This is a genomic window from Sphingopyxis sp. OPL5 (assembly GCF_003797775.2).
GTDB lineage: Bacteria > Pseudomonadota > Alphaproteobacteria > Sphingomonadales > Sphingomonadaceae > Sphingopyxis.
The window spans coordinates 1,053,012-1,076,067 of sequence record NZ_CP060725.1; the positions used below are offsets into that span (position 1 = coordinate 1,053,012).

General features: G+C 64.4%; 21 protein-coding genes. 10 read left to right on the top strand and 11 right to left on the bottom strand.

The genetic code is table 11. The annotated features are described in order from the left end of the window. Positions 1 to 3: 3 nt before the first annotated feature. Positions 4 to 1,296 (bottom strand): aromatic ring-hydroxylating oxygenase subunit alpha, encoded by a 1,293-nt coding sequence (locus EEB18_RS05175; RefSeq protein ID WP_187141370.1) that lies wholly within the window; start codon positions 1,294 to 1,296, stop codon positions 4 to 6. Between the two features lie 70 nt (positions 1,297 to 1,366). On the opposite strand from EEB18_RS05175, the gene EEB18_RS05180 reads away from it, so the two are divergent. Together EEB18_RS05180 and gloA are read left to right on the top strand one after the other, a co-directional pair. Continuing rightward, on the top strand, positions 1,367 to 2,095 hold the full coding sequence (locus EEB18_RS05180) for an SDR family NAD(P)-dependent oxidoreductase (RefSeq protein ID WP_187669077.1): 729 nt from the start codon (positions 1,367 to 1,369) through the stop codon (positions 2,093 to 2,095). A gap of 47 nt (positions 2,096 to 2,142) precedes the next feature. Beyond that, positions 2,143 to 2,643: a lactoylglutathione lyase gene (gloA, locus tag EEB18_RS05185; RefSeq protein WP_187141368.1), complete on the top strand. Its 501-nt coding sequence runs from the start codon at positions 2,143 to 2,145 to the stop codon at positions 2,641 to 2,643. A gap of 8 nt (positions 2,644 to 2,651) precedes the next feature. Here the strand turns inward: gloA and EEB18_RS05190 are convergent, their stop codons facing one another. The 5 genes from EEB18_RS05190 to EEB18_RS05210 all read right to left on the bottom strand — a co-directional run bounded on the left by EEB18_RS05190 (position 2,652) and on the right by EEB18_RS05210 (position 9,582). Continuing rightward, entirely contained in the window at positions 2,652 to 3,437 is a 786-nt protein-coding gene (locus EEB18_RS05190) for a FadR/GntR family transcriptional regulator (protein WP_082545088.1), read from the bottom strand. Positions 3,438 to 3,500: 63 nt separating this feature from the next. After that, a complete protein-coding gene (locus EEB18_RS05195) occupies positions 3,501 to 4,826 on the bottom strand; it encodes a spinster family MFS transporter (protein ID WP_187141367.1) in 1,326 nt (441 codons plus the stop codon). Next, positions 4,823 to 5,605: an SDR family NAD(P)-dependent oxidoreductase gene (locus tag EEB18_RS05200; protein ID WP_187141366.1), complete on the bottom strand. Its 783-nt coding sequence runs from the start codon at positions 5,603 to 5,605 to the stop codon at positions 4,823 to 4,825. The genes EEB18_RS05195 and EEB18_RS05200 overlap by 4 nt, the downstream gene beginning before the upstream one ends. A 12-nt stretch (positions 5,606 to 5,617) precedes the next feature. After that, the gene (locus tag EEB18_RS05205) at positions 5,618 to 7,153 is read right to left on the bottom strand and encodes a class I adenylate-forming enzyme family protein (RefSeq protein ID WP_187141365.1); all 1,536 of its coding nucleotides are present in this window, start codon (positions 7,151 to 7,153) and stop codon (positions 5,618 to 5,620) included. A 59-nt stretch (positions 7,154 to 7,212) separates the two neighbouring features. Next, on the bottom strand, positions 7,213 to 9,582 hold the full coding sequence (locus tag EEB18_RS05210) for a TonB-dependent receptor (protein WP_187669078.1): 2,370 nt from the start codon (positions 9,580 to 9,582) through the stop codon (positions 7,213 to 7,215). Positions 9,583 to 9,773: 191 nt separating this feature from the next. Between EEB18_RS05210 and EEB18_RS05215 the strand changes: the two genes are divergently transcribed. The 6 genes from EEB18_RS05215 to EEB18_RS05240 all read left to right on the top strand — a co-directional run bounded on the left by EEB18_RS05215 (position 9,774) and on the right by EEB18_RS05240 (position 15,735). Then, positions 9,774 to 11,078 (top strand): cytochrome P450, encoded by a 1,305-nt coding sequence (locus tag EEB18_RS05215; protein WP_187141363.1) that lies wholly within the window; start codon positions 9,774 to 9,776, stop codon positions 11,076 to 11,078. Between the two features lie 6 nt (positions 11,079 to 11,084). Further along, entirely contained in the window at positions 11,085 to 12,785 is a 1,701-nt protein-coding gene (gene dld / locus EEB18_RS05220) for a D-lactate dehydrogenase (RefSeq protein WP_187141362.1), read from the top strand. 499 nt (positions 12,786 to 13,284) lie between these two features. After that, the gene (locus EEB18_RS05225; RefSeq protein ID WP_187141361.1) at positions 13,285 to 13,446 is read left to right on the top strand and encodes a hypothetical protein; all 162 of its coding nucleotides are present in this window, start codon (positions 13,285 to 13,287) and stop codon (positions 13,444 to 13,446) included. 274 nt (positions 13,447 to 13,720) lie between these two features. Beyond that, on the top strand, positions 13,721 to 13,912 hold the full coding sequence (locus EEB18_RS05230) for a hypothetical protein (protein WP_187141360.1): 192 nt from the start codon (positions 13,721 to 13,723) through the stop codon (positions 13,910 to 13,912). 27 nt (positions 13,913 to 13,939) lie between these two features. After that, entirely contained in the window at positions 13,940 to 14,920 is a 981-nt protein-coding gene (locus tag EEB18_RS05235) for a hypothetical protein (protein WP_187141359.1), read from the top strand. After that, on the top strand, positions 14,917 to 15,735 hold the full coding sequence (locus tag EEB18_RS05240) for a Stf0 family sulfotransferase (protein WP_187141358.1): 819 nt from the start codon (positions 14,917 to 14,919) through the stop codon (positions 15,733 to 15,735). Before EEB18_RS05235 ends, EEB18_RS05240 begins: the two co-directional genes overlap by 4 nt. A gap of 11 nt (positions 15,736 to 15,746) precedes the next feature. Here EEB18_RS05240 and EEB18_RS05245 read toward each other — a convergent pair whose 3' ends face one another. From EEB18_RS05245 to EEB18_RS05255, 3 genes are read right to left on the bottom strand one after another with little or no spacing between them, the layout of a single operon-like run. Continuing rightward, positions 15,747 to 16,022: a PqqD family protein gene (locus tag EEB18_RS05245; protein WP_187141357.1), complete on the bottom strand. Its 276-nt coding sequence runs from the start codon at positions 16,020 to 16,022 to the stop codon at positions 15,747 to 15,749. Between the two features lie 12 nt (positions 16,023 to 16,034). Continuing rightward, entirely contained in the window at positions 16,035 to 17,942 is a 1,908-nt protein-coding gene (locus EEB18_RS05250) for an asparagine synthetase B family protein (protein WP_187141356.1), read from the bottom strand. After that, the gene (locus EEB18_RS05255; RefSeq protein WP_162248562.1) at positions 17,939 to 18,217 is read right to left on the bottom strand and encodes a PqqD family protein; all 279 of its coding nucleotides are present in this window, start codon (positions 18,215 to 18,217) and stop codon (positions 17,939 to 17,941) included. Before EEB18_RS05255 ends, EEB18_RS05250 begins: the two co-directional genes overlap by 4 nt. 61 nt (positions 18,218 to 18,278) lie before the next feature. On the opposite strand from EEB18_RS05255, the gene EEB18_RS05260 reads away from it, so the two are divergent. Then, a complete protein-coding gene (locus EEB18_RS05260; protein WP_187669079.1) occupies positions 18,279 to 20,237 on the top strand; it encodes an acyltransferase family protein in 1,959 nt (652 codons plus the stop codon). On the opposite strand, the gene EEB18_RS05265 is transcribed toward EEB18_RS05260, so the two are convergent. Beyond that, positions 20,227 to 20,853 carry a 2OG-Fe(II) oxygenase gene (locus tag EEB18_RS05265; protein WP_187141354.1) on the bottom strand — a complete coding sequence of 209 codons (627 nt, stop codon included), beginning with the start codon at positions 20,851 to 20,853 and terminating at the stop codon, positions 20,227 to 20,229. The two genes, EEB18_RS05260 and EEB18_RS05265, sit on opposite strands and share 11 nt — an antisense overlap. Before the next feature lie 85 nt (positions 20,854 to 20,938). Between EEB18_RS05265 and EEB18_RS05270 the strand changes: the two genes are divergently transcribed. Further along, complete coding sequence (locus EEB18_RS05270) at positions 20,939 to 22,030, top strand: 50S ribosomal protein L11 methyltransferase (RefSeq protein ID WP_187669080.1); 1,092 nt, start codon at positions 20,939 to 20,941, stop codon at positions 22,028 to 22,030. On the opposite strand, the gene EEB18_RS05275 is transcribed toward EEB18_RS05270, so the two are convergent. Then, the gene (locus tag EEB18_RS05275) at positions 21,978 to 23,006 is read right to left on the bottom strand and encodes a lasso peptide biosynthesis B2 protein (RefSeq protein WP_187141352.1); all 1,029 of its coding nucleotides are present in this window, start codon (positions 23,004 to 23,006) and stop codon (positions 21,978 to 21,980) included. The genes EEB18_RS05270 and EEB18_RS05275 overlap by 53 nt on opposite strands. Positions 23,007 to 23,056: the final 50 nt, after the last annotated feature.

Below are 23,056 nucleotides of genomic sequence, written 5' to 3' on the forward strand. Positions count from 1 at the left end.
GCCTCAGTCTTCGGCCGCGAGATATTGATCGAGGCTGTCGTAGAAATGGCGTAGCCGGCGCTCCTGCCGGTTGAAGAGCATTCCTTTGAACCCCTTGGAATTGACGCCCTTCTGAAGCCAGGGGACGTTGCGCGCGTCTTGGTTATAGACCTCATTCTCGAACTTATAGTCGAGTCCGCGCCCGTGTACCGTCTTGGGCCGCTCCACCGTCATCCCCGGCTCTGCCGGACGTTCGAACTGCTGGACCCAGAAAGTCGCTCGCCCAGGATCGTCGGCATGCGGCATGTAGCGAAATATCGAGAAGCGCTCGGCGAATGTGTTGATCGTGATATTGGGAAAGATGAAATAGTGGAAATCGTCGGTCATCTGATCGTCCGACAGCGCCGCGACGTCATAGCCCGCTTCCGTCAGCTTAGCCCGCATGCCGCGCTGCATAGCCAGCCGCATGTCGTCGAGCCGCCCCTCATATTCATCAGCATCAGCATCAACCCCAGCGGCAGCCGCCATCGCCTTCAGCCCCGGCTGTGCCTTGCGTCGCTGCTCCTCGGGCAGGCGCGAACAAGGCGCGCCCATATGATAGAGGCCGCGGCTGTGGAGACCATAAAGATCGATCGGCATGTCCTCCGCGTCTTCCAGATAGAATTGCAGCTGCGGGTGCGTCACCGGGCCGTGGTAGCCCTCCTGGAATGCATCCGCGGCAATCTTCCAGTTGCAGTCCCATTCAACGATCTGCTCGCCGACGAAATTATAGGTATCGAGCCCATACCCGGCGAGTTGGCGTCCCGCCTCACCCAGAAATTCCTCGAGGCTACCGGCATTGGGATCGAGATTGATCCAGACGAGATTCTGCCAGACCTGACAGCGGATCGGCGGCAGGGCGACATCCTTCTCGTCGGTATAGCCCTGGAAGCTCTCCTTATCGGGAATGTTGCGCAACGACCCGTCGAGGTTCCACTCGAAGCCATGGAACCAGCAATAGAGCGAGCGGATGTTGCGGCGCTCGGTGACGATCTGGCGCCCGCGATGCTGGCAGACATTGTAGAAGGCGCGGATCGCGCCATCGTCGCCATGCACGACCACCACCGGCTCCTTGCCGATCATGATCGGAAACGCATCGCCGGGCCTTGCGACGTCCGCAACAGGACACGCCAGGAGCCAGACCTTCGAGAAGACCTTTTCGAACTCGGCGGAAAGCACATCACGACCAGTGAATCTATGAGGCGAGATTCGCGACGTCGAAAATCCATCTGCGTCCAAAACCCCTTTATTTTCGGCAAGAATTATCTCTCCGGTCATATTGGACTTTCCTCTTTCATCCTCTTATCTAGTATCATAGATATAAGAAGATCGGATGGAGGGCAAGAGGATGAAGACTGCCGTGATTACCGGCGCCGCATCGGGTATCGGCCGGCACATCGCCATCGCACTGGCTTTGCGAGAAGCTGAAAGGCTGGTCCTGATCGACGTCGATGTCGATGGCATGAAAGAGACAGCGAGCCTTGCCTCAGGTGCGGAAACTATGCTGATCACGGCGGATCTTACATGCGCCGACGCCATCGCCTCGGCCTTTGCCTCGCTCGCCGACGGCCAGATTATCATCGATCTCCTGTTCAATTGTGCCGGCATACCCGCCGGCACGCCGGCTTGGCCCGACACGCCTGCAGCGCGAATCCACACCATCATCGATCTCAACCTCGCAGGCACGATTCTCAGCGTCCAGGCGGCGCTGCCGTTGATGCGCTCACCCGGCGGCTCGATCGTCAACATCGCGTCGGTCAGCGGCCTCAATCCCTATGCGACCGGCGCCGTCTATGCCGCGAGCAAGGCCGGCGTGATCATGTTTACCCGCTGCTGCGCCGAGCTTGCGGTCACCCATGGCGTCCGGGTCAACGCGCTTTGTCCGGGCATTGTCGACACGCCTTTCCTCCGGAAGACGGGGTCTGGTGGCCAGACGGCAGACTGGCTTGCCGAGCGCCTCCGTGACCGTTCGATCCTCACCGCAACCGAGGTAGCGGACGCGGCGATAAAGCTCGCGCTCGAGCCCGACACGGCGGGCGAATATGAAGTGCTGGTCGCCGGCACGGCCGACGCCTAATCACCTGCCTCACGCCTCCCCTTCCCCTCCGACAAGGATTTTCTTGCATGACCACCTCATCCGAAACAGCCGGATATGCGCTGAACCAGACGATGCTTCGTGTGCGAGATCCCGAAGATTCCCTGCGTTTCTATCGCGACATACTGGGCATGACGCTCCTCCAGCGGCTCGATTTCGAGGACATGCAATTCTCGCTCTACTTCCTTGCCTATCTCGGTGAAGGCGAGATCATTCCATCGGATCCAGCCGCGCGGGCGCGCTTCATATTCGATCGCGAAACGACGCTCGAGCTGACGCATAACTGGGGAAGCGAGAAGGAAATCGCTACGCCCTACCATAATGGCAACAGCGAACCGCGGGGGTTCGGCCATATCGGAATCAGCGTGCCCGACGTCTATGAAGCATGCCAGCGCTTCGAACGGCTGGGTGCAACCTTCGTGAAGCGCCCGGATGACGGCAAAATGAAGGGGATCGCCTTCGTTTCCGATCCCGATGGCTATTGGATCGAAATCCTCTCTTCGCCGCGCATGACCGACTTCCTGACCTGAGCGCCGTCCTAGAGCGGGTCGAGATCAGGATCGAAATCGGCGAAGGAAACGGTCCGCGCGACTTCGCTCGGAAACAGCTGGCGCATGTCCGCCAGATAGCCGTCGACAAGGCCACTCATCGCCCGGCGCGCCTCTTCGGCATCGCGCGCGCGAACCGCATCGAAGACCTTGCGCGCGCGCTGGAGGGCGAGAACCCGAAAGGGCTCGGCAGGGACCATTCCGCCCGACCGGGTCAAACGTCGCAGGGCTGGCGCCAGCATCTCGATCAGCGGATTACGCGTCGCATCGGCGACGGCGTTCCAGAAGCGCGAATAGGCACGATAATAAGTCGGATAATCACCGACCGCTGCGTCCATGTCGGTGATCGCCTGCGCCATCCGATCGCAGTCGTCGGCCGTGGCGTTGCGCGCCGCAAGCGCGATCATCCCCGGCTCCATCGCCGCGCGCGCAATCATGAGCGAGTCGACCGTGGCGCCCGAAAACTGGAGAACAAGCGCCAGAGTCGAAGCAAGCTCCTCCCAGTTCGGCTTGCCGACATAGGTTCCGCCCCCTGGCCCGGACTTTATCTTGATTACGCCTTGGATCTGGAGGAAACGCAGCGCCTCGCGCAACGCCCCGCGCGATACACCGTGGAGGGCCAGCGCCTCGGCCTCGGACCGGTAGCGGTCTCCGGGCTTCATGCCGCTATCGTAGATTTCCTGGGCTATATCACGCGCCAGGTGCAACGCCGTACCACCGCGCGGGCGCGCATCCCCCCGTTTGTCCTTCGCTCGCTCCCCTGCCATGCCTTGCATTCGTCTCCGCCGCCAATCTCGCCTAGCTAGTCAGTCCGGCGGCATATGGAAAGGCCGCAGCGCTCAGAGCGGTATCGCGTTCCGGCGCATGTGGCGCGATCCGAGCAGAAAATGCAGCGCAGACCACAGGGAGAAGGGGACGAGCAGAAGCATGGCCGAAGACAATCCGTCCTGCCCGCTCGCCCGTTGAACGATATCGCTCGCAGCCCCGATCAGCAGCGGCATGCAGCCAAAACCGATGATATTATAGGTGAGCAAAAGGAGGGCGGCGCCCATAGCCCGCGAGTCCGGCGGTGATTGCGACTGCACGGCGGCATACGTTGGTCCGAGCCAGATCCCGCCCACCAGAGCGGGGAAAGCGTAAAGCCATAGCGCTGTGGTCGTATCGTCGACGGTCAGGAACAAGAACAGAGCCGGAAGCGCGATGACCTTCGCGGCGGCGGCGACCCAGAGCCGGCGCGCGGGATCGGTTCGGCCGAGCCGATCGGCGACCCAGCCGCCGATGATCATGCCGCTCGACCCGATGATGCCGCTGAGCAGGCCGAGTGCCAGCCCGACATCCAGCGCCGACATCTGGTGCGTCCGCATCAGATAGGTCGGCACGAACAAAATGGTCGAGGCAGAAACGCCCGCTGCCAGCGAAGCACCGATGAAGACATGGCGCAGCACGCGGTCCTTCCAGATCAGCGCGACGTTGCGCGTGAACGCCCCACGCAGCGCCGAGGAAAATACCGCAACCCTTGTACGCGCCCGAAAGACGTCCTTTGCCGCCATGGCAACGAGCGGCGCCAGGAGAACGCCCGGCAAGCCCACCGCAACAAAAGCGAGGCGCCAGCCATATTCCTGTACAAGCCATGCACCCAGCAGATAGGAGAGCGTCAGGCCAGCCGAAGCGCCGGCGGCATAGACCCCAAGCGCCAGCGCTCGGCGATCGTCGGGAAAAAGATCGGCGATCAGGCTGTGCGCCGGCGGACTGCATCCCGCTTCCCCGAGCCCCACGCCCGCGCGCACGAGCAGCAACTGTACGAAGGACGTCGCCGCGCCGCACAGCATCGTCATCATGCTCCAGACCGCGAGCGAGATGGCGATGATCCGGGACCGGTTGCTGCGATCGGCCGCAAAGGACACGAAAATCCCGCCGATGCCGTACATCAGCGAGAAGGCAAAGCCCCCGAGCAACCCGAGCTGCCAATCCGCCAGCGCAAATTCGCCCTGGATCGAGGGCAACAGGATGGCGAGGATATTCCGGTCGATGTTCGCGAGCACAAAAACCGCCGTCAGCAGAAGGAGTGTCGTCCAGGGCCGCGGCACGCCCGTCATGGCGGTGGGCAATTCGCTTGAGTTCGGCCGATCCAAGATGATCTTCTCCCGCTGCTTCCAGGGCGTCAAAAAACGGTGTAGCCGCCGTCCACGACGATCGAATCCCCGGTGTGAAAACTCGAGGCATCGCTCGCGAGGTAGACCGCGATCGCCGAGAAATCGTCGCCATCCCCCCATCGCCCGACCGGCGCACGCGCCACGACATTATTGTTGAATTTGTCCCAACCCTGCAGCCTCTCGGTCATGTCCGATCGGGTCCAGCCGGGCAGGATGCTGTTCGCCCGGATCCCCAGGGGACCGAGCTCGACCGCCATCGCGCGGGTGAGCGAGACGACCGCGCCTTTCGTCGCGCCATAATGTTCGTTGCGTGCCGCGCCATGCATCGACGCGGTCGATGCGATCGAAACCAGCGATCCCCCGCGCGCGCCCGTCTCGCCGCGCGCGATCATATGCCGGGCCGCCTCGCGAAGCGTGAAAAAGACGCCGTGAACGTTGACGTCCTGGATACGGCGAAAATCCTCGAGCGAAATGTCGAACATGTCCTTTCGGGCGATGCTGAGTCCGGCGTTGGCGATCGCCTGATCGATCCGGCCGAATTCATCCATGATCGCCGCGATCCCGGCCGCGACCGCCGCCTCGTCGGCGACATCGACCGATGCACAGCGCACTTCGCCGCCGAAACCGCGAAGCTCTTGCACCGCCCGCTCGTTCTTTTCGGGCTTGTTGCCCCAGATGACAACGGTCGCGCCGTGCATGGCCAACCCCTTCGCCATGCCGAGACCGATACCGCCGTTGCCCCCGGTCACCAGCGCGACCTTGCCGGTCAAATCGAACAACCCCTGTGTCATAAAATCTCCTGTTCAGGCGGCGCGAAAACGATCGCGCAATTCGGTCTTGAGAATCTTGCCGACACCCGACAATGGCAGTTCGTCGACAAGCGAAAGCGATCGCGGCAGCTTGTAACCCGCGAGCGATGCCCGGCAATGATCCTGGATCCCGGCCAGATCGAGTTCGGCATGGGGCTTCGGTACGACGACCGCATGAACGCGCTCGCCCCAATTCGCGTCGGGCAAGCCGATGATCGCGAGCGCAGCTATTCCCGGATGGGTGGAAAGCACCGTCTCGACCTCCGCCGAATAGACATTCTCGCCGCCCGTCACGATCATGTCCTTCAGCCGGTCGACGATCGTGACATATCCGTCCGCATCCATCCGCCCGACATCGCCGGTGTGCATCCAGCCGTCGCGCAGCACCGCTGCGGTTTCCTCGGGTCGCCCCCAATAGCCGAGCATGACGTTGGGACCGCGAACGGCGACCTCGCCCGACACCCCTCGGGGGGCCTCGCTGCCATCGGGTGCAACGATCCGCACTTCGCAGATCGCCGTCGCGCGGCCGGCCGAACGGGCGCGGCCGTTCGCGAACGCCTCTGGACCATGGTCGGCAGGCGCGAGAAGGCAGCATGTCGGCGACAATTCGGTCATGCCATAGGCCTGGCAAAAGCTGGTCTGCGGAAATGCAGCGACGAGCCGGGCGAGCAATGCCTGGTCAATCGTCGATGCTCCATATCGGATCAGACACACGCTGCCGGTATCGAAATCGGCAAAGCGCGGATGATCCACCAGCATCCGGAGCATGGTGGGGACGAGGAAGAGATCGGTCACCTTGTGCGTCTCGATCGCGTCGAGAACCTGCAAGGGATCGAAGACAGGCAGGAAGACGCAGGCCGCGCCCGCGAAGAGCGCGAGAAACAGTCCGGCGAGCCCGCCAATATGGAAAAGCGGCGCAGAGTGGAGAAAGACCGTGCCGGGCGTCGCCCCGGGCAAAGACAGGGTCGCCAATTGCGAGAAGGCGATGCCCGAATGGCTGAGCATCACACCCTTGGGTTTACCCGTCGTCCCCCCCGTATATATGATCGCGGCGAGATCCGCGCCGCGGCGAAGCGCATCGGGAACAGCATCGGCGGCGTCGAGCCACGCTTCGCGGCCCGCGACTCCATCGACAGTGGATGCACCGATCGACACGATGTAGCGCAGGTGCGGAGCGGCAGTGCGGATGTCCGGGATCAGCGCGTCGAAAAAGGGATCGACGATGAGGACCGATGTTTCGCAATCGACGAGCGAGAAGGCAATCTCGGCGCTCGACCAGCGCGTGTTGACCGGGTTGATGACCCCGCCCGCCCAGAAGGTGCCGAGAAGATATTCGGCATAGTGGTTCCCGTTGCGGGCCAGAAGCGCCACCCGGTCGCCCGGCTCGACGCCCAGAGCCCGTATCGCGCCGGCGAAGCGCGCCGCCCGGTCACGCAGTTCCGCCCAGCTCAACCGCTCGTCGCCATCGACAAGCGCGATGGCATCCGGCGTTCGCTGTACCATTCTGTGCAGGCATTGAGTCAGATACATGGGACCGTCCGACAGGGAGAGAGGCGGCGCGGGGCGGCGCGCGCCGCGCCGCCCCGCAATCAGAAGCGGGCCTTTGCTTGCACGGCGATGACGCGGGGCTGGTCGACCTGAACCGTATAAGCGCCGGCGACGAGCGGAACGTTGAAACCGAAGCTCGGCACATATTCGTTGGTGAGATTCTTGCCGACCAAGGCCAGTTCCCAGCGTCCGTCGGCATCTCCGACACCAATGCGCAGGTCGTAGAGGGCGACCCCGCCCGTGATACGGTTCGGATCGCCGTCCGGCCCATATTCCTGGCTGGTCCGCGCCGAGACGCGGCCATCGGCTATTGCGACCAGGCCGCCGCCCACAGGCTGGCGCAGATTGACGAAGAGCGATCCCGACCAGTTCGGAGAATAGGCCAGCGTATGTCCGCTCAGATCCTGACCGCGCGATCCACCCGTCGTCACGCACCCCAGCGCCGCGGTCTGGTTCGCATAGCAAGGCGCATTGAGGTAGGAGACATAATAGGCATCGAGATAGGCCAGGTTGCCGCCGATGGTGACACCGTCGACGACCGCGAATTCCGCCTCGGCCTCGACGCCGCGACTCCGGGCCTTTGCGGCGTTACGAACCGTAAAGCCGACGCCATTGAAGGAACTCAGCTGAAGATCGTTGAAGGTGCTCGAAAAGGCGCTGACATTGAGGCGCCCCCGCCTGCCGAACAGGCTGGTCTTATAGCCAAGCTCGAAGGATTCGGCCGTCTCGGGCAGAAATTGATATGTGGCGTCGGAGAAGGTCGCGATTGATGAATCGAAGCCGCCTTGCTTGAAGCCGGTCCGGTAGCTTCCGTAGAGAAGACCGCCCTTGTACGGCTCCCACTCGATCGAGACCGAGGGCGTGAACTTGCTTTCGCCCGAGGAACGCTTCACGTCGAAAGGACGCTGCCCGAGGACCGCGGCGGCTGTGGCGAGCACGACCGGGTCGGTGCTGGGCGTCGTCCCCGTGCCCGGGGCCGGAACGACGCGGATGTTGTGGATGTTGCGATCCGAGGTCTGATAGCGTCCGCCTGCGGTGAGGCGGAAGCCGGGCGCGAACTCGAATGTGCCTTGGGCAAACACGCCCATCGTGGACTCGTCGCGATAGGTGGTCGTGCAGCCCCTGATCCTGGTCGTGCGTCCCAGCACCCCCAGGTCGAAGTCGCTGCAGGAATCGATCGAGTCGATCTGCATGTTCTGGAAGTAGATACCGCCGATATAGGTGAAGCGCTGGTTCGGATCGGATTCGATGCGCAATTCCTGGCTGAACTGCTTGGTCGACTGATTGAGGAACGTGTTGACGATCGGCAGCGGCGTCGCGTCGGCATCGATCTGCTCGCGCCATTTGCTATCGATATAGCCGGTTAGCGAGACGATCTTGGCAAAGTCGACATCGAGCGTTGCCCGGAAAGTTCCGATGACGGCGCGATCCTTTCCGCATTCGTCGCAGGCGTTCGGATTGCGACCGGCCGAGCGGAATCGACTCGCAGTAAAATCTTCATCGGCGTCGAGTGCGCGCACCTGTGCGACAAAGCTGTTCACATTGGCGAAACGCGTATCGACGAAGCCAATCTGTGCGGAGCGACCGAAGCTGGTCGCGCGGCTCGCCTGCACCGATGCGAAGAGTTCGAGATTGTCGGTCGGATTGGCAAGCAGGCTGAAGCGCCCGGAGATGCTCTTCTCCTCGGGCGCGCGTTTGTCGGTGTAGCTGTTGAAGAAGGCGCCGTCGGACGTCGACGCCTTGACCGCAAGGCGCGCAGCGACCCGGTCGCTCAACGGCCCGGTCACATAGCCTTCGAGCGAACGACGCGTTCCCCCGTCGATATCGACCAAGCCGACCGCCTGCCCCTCCAGGGTAAAGCGCGGCTGGCCCGACGTGATGTTGATCGCGCCACCGATCGTGCTCTTGCCGAACAGCGTGCTCTGCGGCCCTTTCAGAATTTCGACCTGCTCCGTGTCGAGGAAGGCGAGACGCGACAGGCGGGCGACGCCCATCGAAATACCGTCCTGAAACAGGCCGACCGACTGTTCGAAGGCGGCGCTCGATCCCGAGCCCACGCCGCGGACGAACAATTGCTCGCTGAGCCCGCCGTAGCTGATGTGGAGTGTCGGAACCGACGTCGAAAGCGCTTCAAGCCCGGTGGTGCCCTGGTTGACAAGAGATTCGCCGCTCACCGCCTGCACCGACACCGGCACGTCCTGGAGGCTCTGCGCGCGCTTTTGCGCTGTGACGATGATTTCGGTCAGCGCAGGACCTTCCGATGCCGCGTCGGCCGCGTCGGCGCCGGTTTGCTGCGCATGAACAGTCGCCGGCGCAGTGGCCCCCGCCGCCAGCGCCGCGAGCGCGCAGTGCGCGAGCATCCGCGCCCGACCTTGGTACAAACGCGGCGCTTGAATCAGCTCCTCGAGCATATCCCTCTCCCATGTTCGCCATGCTACGTCGGGTGACGCGCACAATCTAGCATCCTTGATTACTCGGAGTCGATGACATGTCAAGCATTGCGTAATCCATATTATGCGCTGTTTAATGTCAGTATATCTCAGACATGTTGACCAAGACCCGTATCAAGGATACCTGATATGAAATTATTGGGAGATGATTGATGCAAGAAGGGAGCGCCCTGCTCGATCCCTATGCGGGGCAAAAAACGACGCCGGGGCCGGTTCACGCGCCGCTGTTCGACGTCGACCTCAGGATCGACCTCAAGCGTCACGACCTCTATCTCGGCGGGACGCCTGCCGAGGATGTGCGTGCGCTACGCAAGGCCGCCCCCATATTCTGGCATCCCGAGGATGAGCAGAACGAGCCGGGTTTCTGGGTTTTAACGCGCCACGCCGATGTTCAGGCCGTGAGCAAGAATCCCGAACTCTTCTCTTCGGAGATCGGCGCGGGGGCCTTGCTGTCCTTCGACGAGAGCCGCCGCCAGCACCTCACGCCCGAGACGCTTGCCATCCGGCGTGCGAACATGGTCAACATGGACCCGCCCGACCATCGCACCTATCGCTCGCTCGTCATGCCCTATCTCGCCGGCCCGGCCAGCAAGCGCCTCGAGCCAGCGGTGACCGAGCGGATATCGGGACTGCTCGACACGATCCAGGCAGGCGAGAGTTTCGATCTGGTCTCAGAATTTTCTGCGGTCACGCCTGCGGCAACCATGTGCCACCTTCTCGGAGTGCCCGACGAGGATCGCGACATGGTGGTCGAATGGGGCGACAAACTCGCTGCGGTCGGCGACCCCGAACTTGCCGATGAAGTGGCGGCGACCCACGCCAAGGTCTATAAATATGGAATGGACCTGTTCGAGCGAAAGCGGACCGAGCCGGGCAACGACCTGCTCAGCGCAGCGCATGAAGCGCTCGCCAAGACCGACCGTCCTTTGCGCCCCTATTCGGTCGAAAGCCTCTTCTCGCTCATGATCGTGGCGGGCCACCGGACGACGCGCAACACGACCACCTCGGGACTGCTCGAACTCTACCGCCATCCGGATCAGCTCACGCGGCTGCGCGGAAAGCCCGAATTGATCGGCAATGCCATCGAAGAGATATTGCGTTATACGACGGTCGTGCCGCTATTCCGGCGGACCGCCACAGCCGATACCGAAATCGCGGGGCAGAAAATCGCAAAGGGTGAAAAGGTCGTGATGTGGTATTCGGCCGCCAACCGTGACGAGAGCGTTTTCCCCGATCCCGACCGGTTCGACATCGAGCGACCCGAGGCGCGCAAGCATCTGACTTTCGGGCACGGCGAGCATATGTGCGTGGGCAATATGGTGGCCCGCCTGCAGCTGCGCATCGCCATCGCGGCCTTCGTCAACCGCTTCGACACGCTCGAAGTCGTCGAGCCACCCGAGTATCTGCGCACCAACCAGGCGGTTTCGATCAAGCGGGTCATGGTGCGGGCCGGTTGAGACGCGATGGCGAACGCCGACCTCGCAAGGCGCCTGATTGAGATCGTCGGCCGACGATATGTCGTCACGCGCGCGGCGGCGATGCGGCGCTTCACCAAGGGGTATCGCTTCGGCGAAGGCACAGCCTTGGCGGCAGTGAGCCCCGGGACGCTCGTGGAACTCTGGCGCGTCCTCAGGACCTGCACCGACGCCGACGCGATCGTGATCATGCAAGCGGCCAATACCGGACTGACCGGGGGTTCGACGCCGTTCGGCGATTACGACCGGCCGGTGGTCCTTGTCAGCGCGCGAAGGCTGCGGACTGCCCATCTCATCGATGGCGGGCGCGAGGCCATCAGCCTGCCGGGCGCAACGCTCGACCAGCTCGAGCGGATACTGGCCCCGCTGGGCCGCGAGCCCCATTCGGTGATCGGCTCCTCCTGCCTCGGCGCCTCGGTGATCGGGGGCATCTGCAACAATAGCGGCGGCGCGCTCATCAAGCGCGGTCCCGCCTTCACGCGGCACGCCCTGTTCGCGCGGCGCGGCGCGTCGGGTGCGCTCGAACTGGTCAATCACCTCGGCATTGAATTGCCCGCCGGCCCCGAGGACATGCTCGCCGCTCTCGAGGCCGGCCGCTTCGATCGCGGGACGATCGTTGCGCCGCCGCCCGAAGCCGCGATCGACTATGAGGACCGAGTGCGGCGCGTCGACGAACCGACCCCTGCACGCTACAACGCCGACCCGTCCTTTCTGCACGAGGCATCGGGCAGCGCGGGACATCTCGCCGTGTTTGCGGTGCGGACGGACACCTTTCCCAGGGCGGAGAGCACGCAGGTCTTCTACATCGGCACCAACGATCCCGCTGACCTGACGAAGATCCGCCGCGACATTCTCTCAACCTTCGCCACGCTTCCAATCTCGGCCGAATATATGCACCGCGGCACTTTCGATCTTGCCGCGAGCCACGGCAAGGACATGTTCCTTGCTATACGGCTGCTGGGAACGCGCCGGCTGCCGCTCATCAACCGAATGAAAGAGTGGATCGACCGGGCAACGGCAAGCTTGCCCCTGATCCCGGCCAATCTCGCCGACCGGCTGCTCCATGCGATCGCCTCCCTCCTCCCGAACCATCTCCCGAAACGTCTTCGGCAGCTTCGCGACCGCTATGAGCATCATCTGCTGATCCGCACCGCGGACGAAACGACCGCCGAGATGGCAACATATCTCGGTAGCACGATCCCCGGCCTCGCCGCCGAATATCTGATCTGCTCGCCCGCCGAAGGCGAGGACGCTTTTCTCCATCGCTTCGTAGCGGCGGGTGCGGCCATCCGATATCGCGCACTCAATCCAAAAACCTCGGCGGGACTTGTCTCGCTCGATATTGCGCTTCCCCGTGATAAGCAGGACTGGGCCGAGACCTTGCCGCCCGAACTGGCAAGGCAAATCGCGCAAAGCCTCTCTTACGGACATTTTTTCTGTCACGTCTTCCACCAGGATTATGTCGCCATTGCAGGCTGCAACCTTGAAAGCCTAGAAGAGCAGCTCCTTACTTTTCACAATGCTCGTGGTGCCAAATATCCCGCAGAGCACGGCGTCGGCCATCTCTACCATGCCGAGGAAACGCTTGAGAGGCATTTTCAAGAACTCGACCCCACCAACAGCTTTAATCCCGGAATCGGTCGGTTGACGCGCGGAAGGAATTGGTTGCGCCAGGCCAGTCCAGAATAGGTCGGTCCTTCTTTGCTCGCTACTGCAATCAGAATCTGCAATCAGCATCTCGTCGCGTGTTCGAGGGAAGTAGCGTTGATGCTAATGGCCGTTCACGGACTGGCAGGTTTCGGGAAGGTGAATGGCCATAGCTGCCGTTTCCGCCCGCACCATCGAGGACCAGGCGCCGCTGAAAAACCCAACATCCAATGGCACAGATCGGCTCGTCAGACGATTCCGTCCAACACGCGCCGTGGCAGCTTAAGGAGGGGCCCTACGAGACGGAACCCTCTTGGCAATGCGACGGTAGACCATGGTTCGATAGTCGCCAATTGGGACTCGCCTAGGTTCTGGCGATTGATGATGATGCAGAAAATTCTCTGAAGCACAGATCACGGTTCGGGGCAGCCGAACCGCAACCCCGAACAATCAACGATCCGTCATAGTTTGTAACTGGCGTAATCGCTTGTGCACCCGGCAATCCCCGCTTATGGTAAGCGAGTTCACTAGGGGAAACGGCATGTCCGACAAAAAAACTGCAGACATTGTTCACAACACGAACGAAGTCTTGGCGAGTGCGAAGGAAGCGTGGATCAAGCCGGAAATCGCAGATTTTCAGCCGGTGACGGTTGCGCGCGGGATCAGCTACCGCATCGGCGACGGCATCAGCAACCTGAGCTGAGCCGCACCAAAGCCCTGGACAGGGGCTTGTGTTTTGACCGATCCCGCCTGCTCGCGGGCCGTCTGCGATCGACCGGCGACCGCATGCTCTTGTGAATTCGGCAGCCTGCGCTTGTCGTTGTCATTTCGCGAGCCTTTTCTGGTAGCGTTGCCGGCTTACCAATGCTCGCGCTGTCACCGATATCCATATCGAGCCGTCGTTCGGTAACCTGCGCGACGGGCGCTTGGCCCATCAGTCGGTCGGCCACCGCTTGTGCACGGGGCAAGGCTCGCTTATGCTCGTCGAGGTCAGCAGGGGAAACGACATGGCCGATAAGGAAATCGCAGATATTCTTCACGACGCGAACGATGGCGTGGCTGGCGCCCGGGAAGCGTGGATCAAGCCCGAAATCGTCGATTTTCAGCCGGTGACGGTTGCGCGCGGGATCAGCTACCGCATCGGCGACGGGATCAACAACCTGAGCTGAGCCGCACGCAAGACTCTGGACAGAGGATTGTCTTTTGACCGCCCCAGCCGGCTCGCGGACTCGGCACGACCCGCCGGCACCGCATCTTCATATGCGTTCGGCGGCCTGCGCCTATCGTCGTCATTCCCCCTGCCTTTTCTGGTAGCGCCGCCGGCCGCCAACGCTCGCGCCGTCGCCGACATCCATATCGAACTGTCGTTCGACGAGCTGCCCGACGGGCGCCTGATCCATCAGTCGGTCGGCCGCTATGGTCTGGCGCTCCATTGCTTCGGGCTGGACTGGATTTTCCGCCATCGCGCGACCGGCGTCCGTGTCGATGCGACGGGGCGGCGGCTGGTCTGTCATTGTCCGCAGCCATCGGATCTGCCGCTGCTTGCCGAAATCCTGGTGCGCCGCATCCTCCCCAAACTTTGCTATTTGCACGGCCGCCTGCCCATTCACGCGGCGACCCTGGGCGACGACGCCGGTGCCTTGCTGTTGCTTGGAGCCTCCAGCTCGGGCAAGTCGACGACGACCGCGGCCCTCGCGCGCAATCTGGGCTGGCGGATTTTCAGCGACGACATGTCGATCCTCGACGATGGCGACCGCCCGCTGGCGCTGGGCGGCGTGCCCGGCGTGTCGCTGTGGCAGGATGCGGTTGACGGGCTGGATATTTCCGCCGCGCATCTGTCGCCGATGGCGGGATATGAAGGAAAATATGCCTATCGTCCTGCGGCGGGTCCGTCGGCTCCGCTGCCGCTGAACGCCATCATTCTTCTGTCGGCGGCAACCGACGACAGCGCGATCCGGCTGGAACCGCTGGCGGGACCCGAGGTGCTGGTGATGATCTGCTCGCAGATCGTCCCGTTCAATCCGCGCGACCCCGTCGAAAACGCCGACCTGATGCGCCGCTTCAATCGGGTCGCGACGGACGTGCCCGTCTTTGCCCTGTCCTACCCCCGGACCTATGCCATGCTGCCCGCCGTCGTCGACACGGTCGCGCCGCTGATCGATCGGTGGGCGGCGTGACCCAATATGACCTTTCGCTGGCCGCGGCCGACTATGCGCCATGGGCCGGTGCGCCGCGCAAAAGCCTGATCATCGCCAGCCATCCGCGATCGGGCAGCACGCTGCTCGGCGAAGCCATCGCCTTTGCCGGCGGGCTGGGATGCCCGCTCGAATATCTGCATCGCGGATTTCGTCCCACCCTCGCCGAACGGTGGCAGACGCCCGATCTCGATCGCTACGTCGCCGCGATGCACCGCCACCGCACCGACGCCAATGGCACCTTGTCGATCAAAATGTTCTGGCAGGATATCGCCGAACTCGTTCTGGAAACGCAGCCGGATCACGACCCGGCGCGACTGGAACGCCCCGCCGACGCGGTCCCGGCGGAGGATTATCGCGCGATGGCGGCGATGCTGACGGCCATCCTGCCCAATCCGCACTATGTCTATCTCTATCGCCGCGACGGCCTGCGTCAGGCGGTGTCGTCGCTGGTCGCCACGCAGACCGGGATATGGCGCGTGATCGACGGATCGCAGGGCAGGCCCGCCTCGGGGCAGGCCGCCTATGATTATGATCGCATCATGGCTCTGCTCGCCTTCGGCGCGTTCAGCCATGGTCATTGGCGCCGCTTCTTCGCCGCCAATGGCATCGCGCCGCGGATGATCGCCTATGAGGATATGGTCGCCGATCCCGAAGGCGTCATCGGTGCGCTGCTGGTCGATCTGGGGGCGACGAACCCCGTGCCCCGGCCACAGCGGATGCGGCGCCAGTCGAACGGCGCCAGCGACGCCCTGATGCTGCAATTCCTCCAGGACCACGCCGCCCGGACGGCATGACGCGCCGCCGGTCAGTTGACCGTCAACAGCCCCTTCGCCTGCATCGCGCTCACGAATTCGACCACGTCCGCCTGCCCGGCGGCGGCATCCATTTCGAACCGGTCGCCCAGATGGCGGCACAGGGTCGCCAGGTCCTTGGGTGTATCGAGCAGGTCCCAGATGCGCGACGCGCTATGGTTCAGCCGAAAGAAATGGCCGCTCTCGATGCTCATGATGACGACCTCGCCATCGACTTCCGACGACACCATCGTATCGACACGCGCCACCACGCTGGTTTCTGTCATCATCGGGATCGTCCTTCATTCGCCGCGTTCATTTTCGAACGCATATTCAAGCCACATGTCGGTCGCAACCATGTTCCAGACCGCCGCATAGGCCGACATGGGCGGCGCGCCGCCGCCCGCCCCGCGCCAGACGAGATGTTCGGCCTGGATTTGCTCGAGAACAGCCGCATCGACCCATCCGTTGCGGACCCCATGCATATCGCGAAAGGGGCGCTTTTCCAGTCTTTGCGTCACCGCGTCGATGATCGGGGCCGAAATATTGGCCTTGTCGGTCCGCTGCCGGATCCTTTCGGGCAGGACGTCGCGCATCGCTTCGCGCAGCAGATATTTCTTACTGTCGCCGCGCCGCAACATGTCGCCCGCCGCGCCCATCAGGAAACGCGTCAGCCGCAGATCGTGAAAGGGATGGCGAAACTCGATGCCCCGGCTCGCGGCATAGCTGAATACATTGTCCATGTTGATGTGCCGCCGCGCCAGCGAATAGACGCGATAGCGCTGGGTCTGCGAGAAGGAGCCGAGCGCCGGCGGGCGCGGCGCGTCGGCCCAGCGATCCGCAAGGTCGATCCGGCGGGCCCAGTCGGCCGAAAGCCATGGCGGCGTGTCTTGGGAAAAATCGAGATGCGGGCGCAACAGCCGTTCGCGCCGCGATCGCGACAGCAACGGTCCTACCGCACCGGCCAATATCGCCCGCGTCGCGCGCACCGGCCGGCCCCATCCCGCGCCGGCGGCCCCGGCTTCGCTTGCCAGGCCGCCCCATCTTCCGCGCCGGAACAGGTCGGGCCAGTGCGCGCGCGATCCGGCCAGCCAGTCGTCGCCGCCCTCGCCGGTCAGGCCGACGCGCAGACCGCGATCGTTCAGATGGCGGCACACCGACTCGACCGTCCCCGCCGTGTTGGGGCGCAGCGGCAGGTGCAGCGTCTGCGCGCACCATGTCGCTGCCTTCATCGCATCGAACGGTGCCCCTTCGACCATGGTCGATCGAATCCCGCATTGCGCCTCGACCTCGGCGATCCATTCGCCTTCGTCACAGATTTCGCCGGGGTAGCGCGCCGATACCGCCTCGACCATCGCCCCGATACGCCCGTCGCGGACGAGCTGGTCGATGCGGCAGACGACCGCCGATGAATCGAGGCCGCCCGACAATTGCGCCGCGACCGGTCGCTCCGACCGCGTCGTCGCGATCAGCGCCTGGTCGAACAGCGTGCGAAACTGTTCGACATGTTCCGATTCGGACAAGTCCATATGGTCCGCGAACGGCCCCGCGTTCCAGCACCAGCTCCGCACCCTGCCGTCGTCGACGCAAAGCGCATGTCCCGGCGGCAGGCGGTATATGCCGTCCCACAAAGTCTCCGTATCGGTCACGAAACGCGCCGCCAGATGCTCGCCGAGCGCGCCTTCGTTCAGGCGCTTCGGCAAGCCGAGCCCGCGGATCAGCGTCGACGGCTCGCTCGCAAAGGCGAAAAAACCATCCTGCCGCGTCCACAAAAAGGGGCGCATCCCGACCGGCGAACGCGCCGCGAACAGGCGGCGCGTGCCCGGTTGCCAGATCGCCAGCGCATAGTCGCCGACCAGCCGTTGCGGCAGTTCGTCGCCGAAACGGCCATGCGCGGCCAGTACGATGACGCAATCGGGTGCCGCCGCACCGGGATCGGCGGGCCCCAGCGCCTCGCGCAACGCGTCGCGATTATCGAGGCGCCCGTCGAACAGGATCACCGCGCCCGACGCCCGATCGGCGTGCGGCTGCGCTTCGGTTGTCGCCTCGGGGGTGGTGTGCAGCGCAAAGCGGACGAAACCCGCAGGGCCGTCGTGCCAGCGGCCGACGCCGTCGATCCCGAGGTGCGGGGTGGCGGCGGCCAGGCGGTCCAGCATGTCCGCCGTGACCGGCCGGCCGCCGACAAAGACCAGCCCGGCGATACCGCTCATGCGCGAACGACGATCAGGCCGCTTGCCGTCGCGCTGTCCAGAAAATCGGCGACATCGGCCGCGAGGACGCCCTCCGGCGCTTCATAGGATGACGCCAGCGCCGCGACGATCTGCGTGCGGTTCGCGCCGTCCGCGATCATCCGCCACATTTCCGACGCCTGTTTGTTGAGCGAGTGATAGCTGCCCCGGTCCTGGTCGAACAACAGGATCGGGCCGCCATTGTCGGTCCACACCATTGCCTTGCTCGGGGCGAAACGCCGCTCATCTCCGTCCACGTCATGCATCCCCGGTCTGGCATTCGACCGACATCTTGTCGGAATTGACCTGACGATAACAGTGCGCGACAAGTCCGCCAATCCTGTCCGCTCGATCCCCGGCATCTTCTTGGAGCGAAACCCTATCGCGCGGACCACCGAATATCGTGCCGATATCGACGGCCTGCGCGGGATCGCGATATCGGCGGTGGTCGCCTGCCACATCAACCTGCCCTTCGCCGCCGGGGGATTTGTCGGCGTCGACATTTTCTTCGTAATTTCGGGTTTTCTGATCACGCGGCTGCTCGCGGACGAATATGATGCGCACGGACGGATCGGCCTCGCCGATTTCTACGCGCGGCGCGTCCGGCGCCTGCTGCCCCCGCTGCTGCTGGTGGTCGCCGCGACGCTGGTGGCCGGCTTCCTCTGGCTGCTGCCCGACGAAGAGGTCGCGCTCGCCCGATCGGCGATCATGGCGCTGCTCTTTGCCGCCAATATCCATTTCTGGACCGTCGGGACCGGCTATTTCGAGCCCGCCAGCACGCTGCTCCCGCTCCAGCATCTCTGGACGCTCGGCGTGGAGGAACAATTCTACCTGCTCTGGCCGCTGGCGTTCGTCGGCACCGCGGCGCTGGCACGGCGGCGAAACAGACCTGTCCTTCCCGCGCTGCGCCTTGTCCTCATCGCCGCCGTCGCGGCCTCACTAGCCCTCGCGATCGTGCAGGGTCCTTCGCGCGCGGCCTTCTTCCTGCTGCCCGCCCGCGCCTGGGAGCTCGGCGCCGGTTGCCTGCTCGCCATGGCCCCGCCGCTATCCGCCGCCCGAGCGCGCTGGCTCGCCCCGCTCGGGGTCACGGCGATCCTCCTCGCCATCCTCGTCTATGACGCCCACACCCCCTTTCCCTCCTTCCGTGCCGCCCTGCCTGTCGTCGGCAGTGTCGCGCTGATCGCCGCCGGCGCCGCTGACCCGCGCGGGGTCGTGCCGCGATTGCTGTCGCAGCGCTGGATCGCCGGTCTCGGCAAGGTCTCCTACGGCTGGTATCTGTGGCACTGGCCACTGCTGGCCTTCGTCCGCATCCAATGGGGCGGCGGCATCCATGTCGTTCGCGACACCAGCCTCGTCCTGCTCGCCCTGCTGCTCGCCATCATCATGTACCACCGGGTCGAAATGCCGATCCGCGAGCGGCGCGTGGCGGGGTTTGGCGACACCACCCGCTCGCTCGCAAGCGGCGGTGCGCTGCTCGTCGCGGGCCTTGCGCTCGCCGCGGCGCTGTGGGTCTGGGCCGCCCGGCCGAGCCCGGCGGGATCGCTGATGGCGCAATATCGGACGGCGCGCAGCGGCGCGGTGCGCGACTTTCCCTTTTGCAACGATCCCGCGCCCTGCGCGTCGGGCGCTCCGGCGGGCGGGCCGGCGCTGTTGCTATGGGGCGATTCGCATGCCGCCCAGCTCGGCCACGCGCTCGACCTCGCGGGCCGGCAGGCGGGCATCCACATCCTGACGCGGACCGAAGGGGGCTGCGCGCCGGGCGGTTCGCCCCTTGGTGTCCGCCGGGGCGATCCGCGCTGGATGGCGTGCGCGGCGTTCGAACATCGGGTCCGCGCCGAACTGGCCGGTCTTCGGAGCCATCGCAATCTGCGCACCCTGCTGTTCGCGGGCGGCTGGGACGCCCGGCAGGCCGGATGGGAGCGGCAGCTCGCCGCCGACGTCGACGCCGCGCGACGCCTGGGCCTGCGCGTGATCATCGCGCGCGACGTGCCCCTGCACAGCCGCGACGTCCTGCGCTGCACGGTCCGCCGAGGCGCCGACAGCTGCGCCGAGCCGCGCGCCGCGATCGAGCGCCGTGCCGCCGCGGTCGATCGCGCCCTCGACGAAATCGCGGCCCAGCGCCCCGATGTGCGCCTCTGGTCGCCGCTCGACCGCCTGTGTCCGCACGACCGCTGCCCCGCCGCCATCGACGGGCGGCTGCTGTATCGCAATCAGGGGCATCTGACCCTCGACGGGTCGGCCTATCTGGCGCCGGCGCTGCGGCCCGTCATCGGCTGAGCCAGCCCCCGAACACCCGGCGCGGTCCGCCGCCGGTCAGCGGGGTGACGCGGTGGTGCAGTTGCGGATCGATGCGAAACAGCGTCATCGTTCCGGCGGGTTGGGCATCCTGCCGGAACAGCGTGCGACCCGAACCCTTTTCGCGAATCTCGAAACTGCCGCCCTCACAGGGCGCATCGCTCAGGTGAACCGTCACCGCCAGCCGGCGCAATCCGCCGTCGTTCAGATCGTCGTGCCAGTCGAGCCCCTGCTGCGTCCCGGGCGCTATTTCGCCGATCAGGCCGGTCACATGATGCAGCGTTTCACAGCCGGCGATCGCCTGCGCCCAAAGGAGGAAGCTTGGCCGCTCGAGCAGGAAGCGCAGCAGCCGCCCCGCCTTATCGCCCCCCTCATACGTCCGCTCCCCCACGCGCGCTATGGTTTCGGGCAGGAAGTCGGCGGTCCGGCACAGTTGCAGCAGCGTGTCGAGCAGCCCGTCGTCCCACGCCGGCCGGAACGACACCGCGCCATCGCGCAGCAGCGCCGCGCGCATATCGGCGATCGTCGCGTCGCTCTCGTCGACCTCGGTTCGCGCGATTCCGATCCGAAGCGGACCTGCCAGGCTGGGTTCCACCATGACCGGCTCTTCTTCCCGACAACCGTCCCGGCGTAAAGCCGCAACTTTTGCTGGTGGCGATGCCGCGTCCCGATATATTGCGCCGATGAACAAAGATGATCGATTGCACGGGTTTGAAGCCCTCGTCCGCCAGGCCGACGGCAACGCCCCCGCGCTCGCCGCCCTTTCCCTGTTGTTCAGCAGCGACGGCTGGAAATCGCGTGCGGGCGAAATCGCGGCGCAGGTGCTGGCCTTGCCCGACGGCGATGTGGCGGCGCGAACGATCGCACGCCACGTGATCACCACCGATGTGCCGCAATGGCATTTCGTCATCGTCGCCGATCTGGCGCGCAACCTCGCCTATGACCAGGCGCTGCAACGCGCGGTGACGCCGGGCAGCCGGGTGCTCGAAATCGGGACGGGCAGCGGATTGCTCGCGATGATGGCGGCCCGCGCCGGGGCGGCGCATGTCTACACCTGCGAAATGGAACCGGCGGTGGCGATGACAGCGCGCGAAATCGTCGCACGCAACGGATTTGCTGACCGGATCACCGTGATCGACAAACATTCGAAGGATGTCGATGTCAACGAACTGGGCGGCCCGGTCGATATCCTCGTCTCCGAAATCGTCAGCAATGAAATGCTCGGCGAGGGGGTCCTGCCCGCGATGGAAGATGCCATCGCGCGCCTCGTCAAGCCGGGCGGGATCATCATTCCGGCACAGGGCACGATCCGCGTCGCGCTCGCGCATCTCGCCGATTTTCCCAGGACGATCGGTACGGTGTCGGGCTTCGATCTGTCCGCCTTCGACGACCTGCGCGAACCCAATTTCCGTATCCCCACCAATCGTCGCGGCCTGACGCTGGCAAGCGATGCCGTCGACCTGTTCGCATTCGATTTCACCTCGACCGCCCCATGGAGCGGCGACCGCGCGCAGGCGACGCTGCGCTCGACAGGGCAACCGGCCAATGGCCTGGTCCAGTGGATCACGCTCGATATGGACGGCGTCACCGCTTATGAAAACCGGCCGTCGACCGAAGCGCCGCCCTCGGCCTGGGCGGCGGTGTTCCACGCCTTCGAAACCATGCTCGACCCACAGGACGGACAGGTCATTCCCGTCCTCGGTCAGCACGACATGGCGAATGTCAGGCTGTGGATCGATCCGCCGATGCCAGAGGAAAACGCGCCAGCTCGGTAAATTCGTCGATCCCGTTGCAACCGACGACGTCGACATCCCCGGCGCGCACCCACACATGCGCGACCATGCCTTCGTCGGCGCGGTTGGCCACGCCATAATGGAGGGTGGTCGGCACATGCCGGCGCGTCAGCAACCATTGCGCGGCGAAGCCCTGCTCGAAACATTGCGCGCGCCAGGGAACGCGCCGGGCCGCCGCCCAGATCGCCCAGCGGACCGCCGCGATCAATTCCTCTTGCCGCGCCGGGGCCGCATGGGGCGCGTCCGGATGCCGCGTCCGCGCGGCGATGGCGCGAAAGGGAAAAAAGCGGCGCAGCAAGGCGACAAGGGCGAGCATCAGCGTCGCCGTGACCAGCAATTTCTGCCTTTCAAACGGCAAGCGCGCGAAGCCGGTCACCGGTGCGACCGTGGCGCAGCGTCCGCTGATCGCACTGCGACTGCGGCCCCAAGGGATAAGTAGCCCCTCATGGCAGCGTCCGACGGGAGCGGGGACAGCGCATGGCGCGGTTTTAATACCGAACTCGGTCGGCACAAGAGTTTGATCGCTACGAAGCTGCCCATGGCCCAATTTGCCTTCAGGAACCGAGGAAACACCGTTCGGGTCAATTCGGATCATAGGGTTCCAGCGAGGCTCGGTCCTCACGGTGCATCGCACAGCTTTTTGCGATTTCTTGGCGCCAATTCTCGCATTTTCGATCATGTTCTTGTTTTGATGCCGCATTTCAGCGGCATCGGAGATGGCCCGCCATGCGTCCGGGCTTCCGGCTTTTAGCGTCCGAACGCCACCTTCCCATATTGACGGCTCCGCGGTGATCTGCTCGGCATTGGCTGCGACGATATTGCGATGCTTTTCGATGCGCTCGTCTTCTAACTCACGCCCATCCATGCTCGATGCGGCGGCGCCGATCCTGTCCAGCGGTTCGAGAGCAATGTCTTGCGCTTCGAGCGAGCGATGCGCTTCCAATCGGTGCAGGCCCACATGCCGGGGTCCCGCCTCTCGTCGGCCGCTTGTTCCAAGCCTCCGTAGCC

Bases quoted from the DNA above. Each gene is read 5' to 3' on its own strand.
- EEB18_RS05175 (WP_187141370.1), bottom strand. From the start codon at position 1,296: ATGACCGGAGAGATAATTCTTGCCGAAAATAAAGGGGTTTTGGACGCA.
- EEB18_RS05180 (WP_187669077.1), top strand. From the start codon at position 1,367: ATGAAGACTGCCGTGATTACCGGCGCCGCATCGGGTATCGGCCGGCAC.
- gloA (WP_187141368.1), top strand. From the start codon at position 2,143: ATGACCACCTCATCCGAAACAGCCGGATATGCGCTGAACCAGACGATG.
- EEB18_RS05190 (WP_082545088.1), bottom strand. From the start codon at position 3,437: ATGCAAGGCATGGCAGGGGAGCGAGCGAAGGACAAACGGGGGGATGCG.
- EEB18_RS05200 (WP_187141366.1), bottom strand. From the start codon at position 5,605: ATGACACAGGGGTTGTTCGATTTGACCGGCAAGGTCGCGCTGGTGACC.
- EEB18_RS05205 (WP_187141365.1), bottom strand. From the start codon at position 7,153: ATGTATCTGACTCAATGCCTGCACAGAATGGTACAGCGAACGCCGGAT.
- EEB18_RS05210 (WP_187669078.1), bottom strand. From the start codon at position 9,582: ATGCTCGAGGAGCTGATTCAAGCGCCGCGTTTGTACCAAGGTCGGGCG.
- EEB18_RS05215 (WP_187141363.1), top strand. From the start codon at position 9,774: ATGCAAGAAGGGAGCGCCCTGCTCGATCCCTATGCGGGGCAAAAAACG.
- dld (WP_187141362.1), top strand. From the start codon at position 11,085: ATGGCGAACGCCGACCTCGCAAGGCGCCTGATTGAGATCGTCGGCCGA.
- EEB18_RS05225 (WP_187141361.1), top strand. From the start codon at position 13,285: ATGTCCGACAAAAAAACTGCAGACATTGTTCACAACACGAACGAAGTC.
- EEB18_RS05230 (WP_187141360.1), top strand. From the start codon at position 13,721: ATGCTCGTCGAGGTCAGCAGGGGAAACGACATGGCCGATAAGGAAATC.
- EEB18_RS05245 (WP_187141357.1), bottom strand. From the start codon at position 16,022: ATGATGACAGAAACCAGCGTGGTGGCGCGTGTCGATACGATGGTGTCG.
- EEB18_RS05250 (WP_187141356.1), bottom strand. From the start codon at position 17,942: ATGAGCGGTATCGCCGGGCTGGTCTTTGTCGGCGGCCGGCCGGTCACG.
- EEB18_RS05265 (WP_187141354.1), bottom strand. From the start codon at position 20,853: ATGGTGGAACCCAGCCTGGCAGGTCCGCTTCGGATCGGAATCGCGCGA.
- EEB18_RS05270 (WP_187669080.1), top strand. From the start codon at position 20,939: ATGAACAAAGATGATCGATTGCACGGGTTTGAAGCCCTCGTCCGCCAG.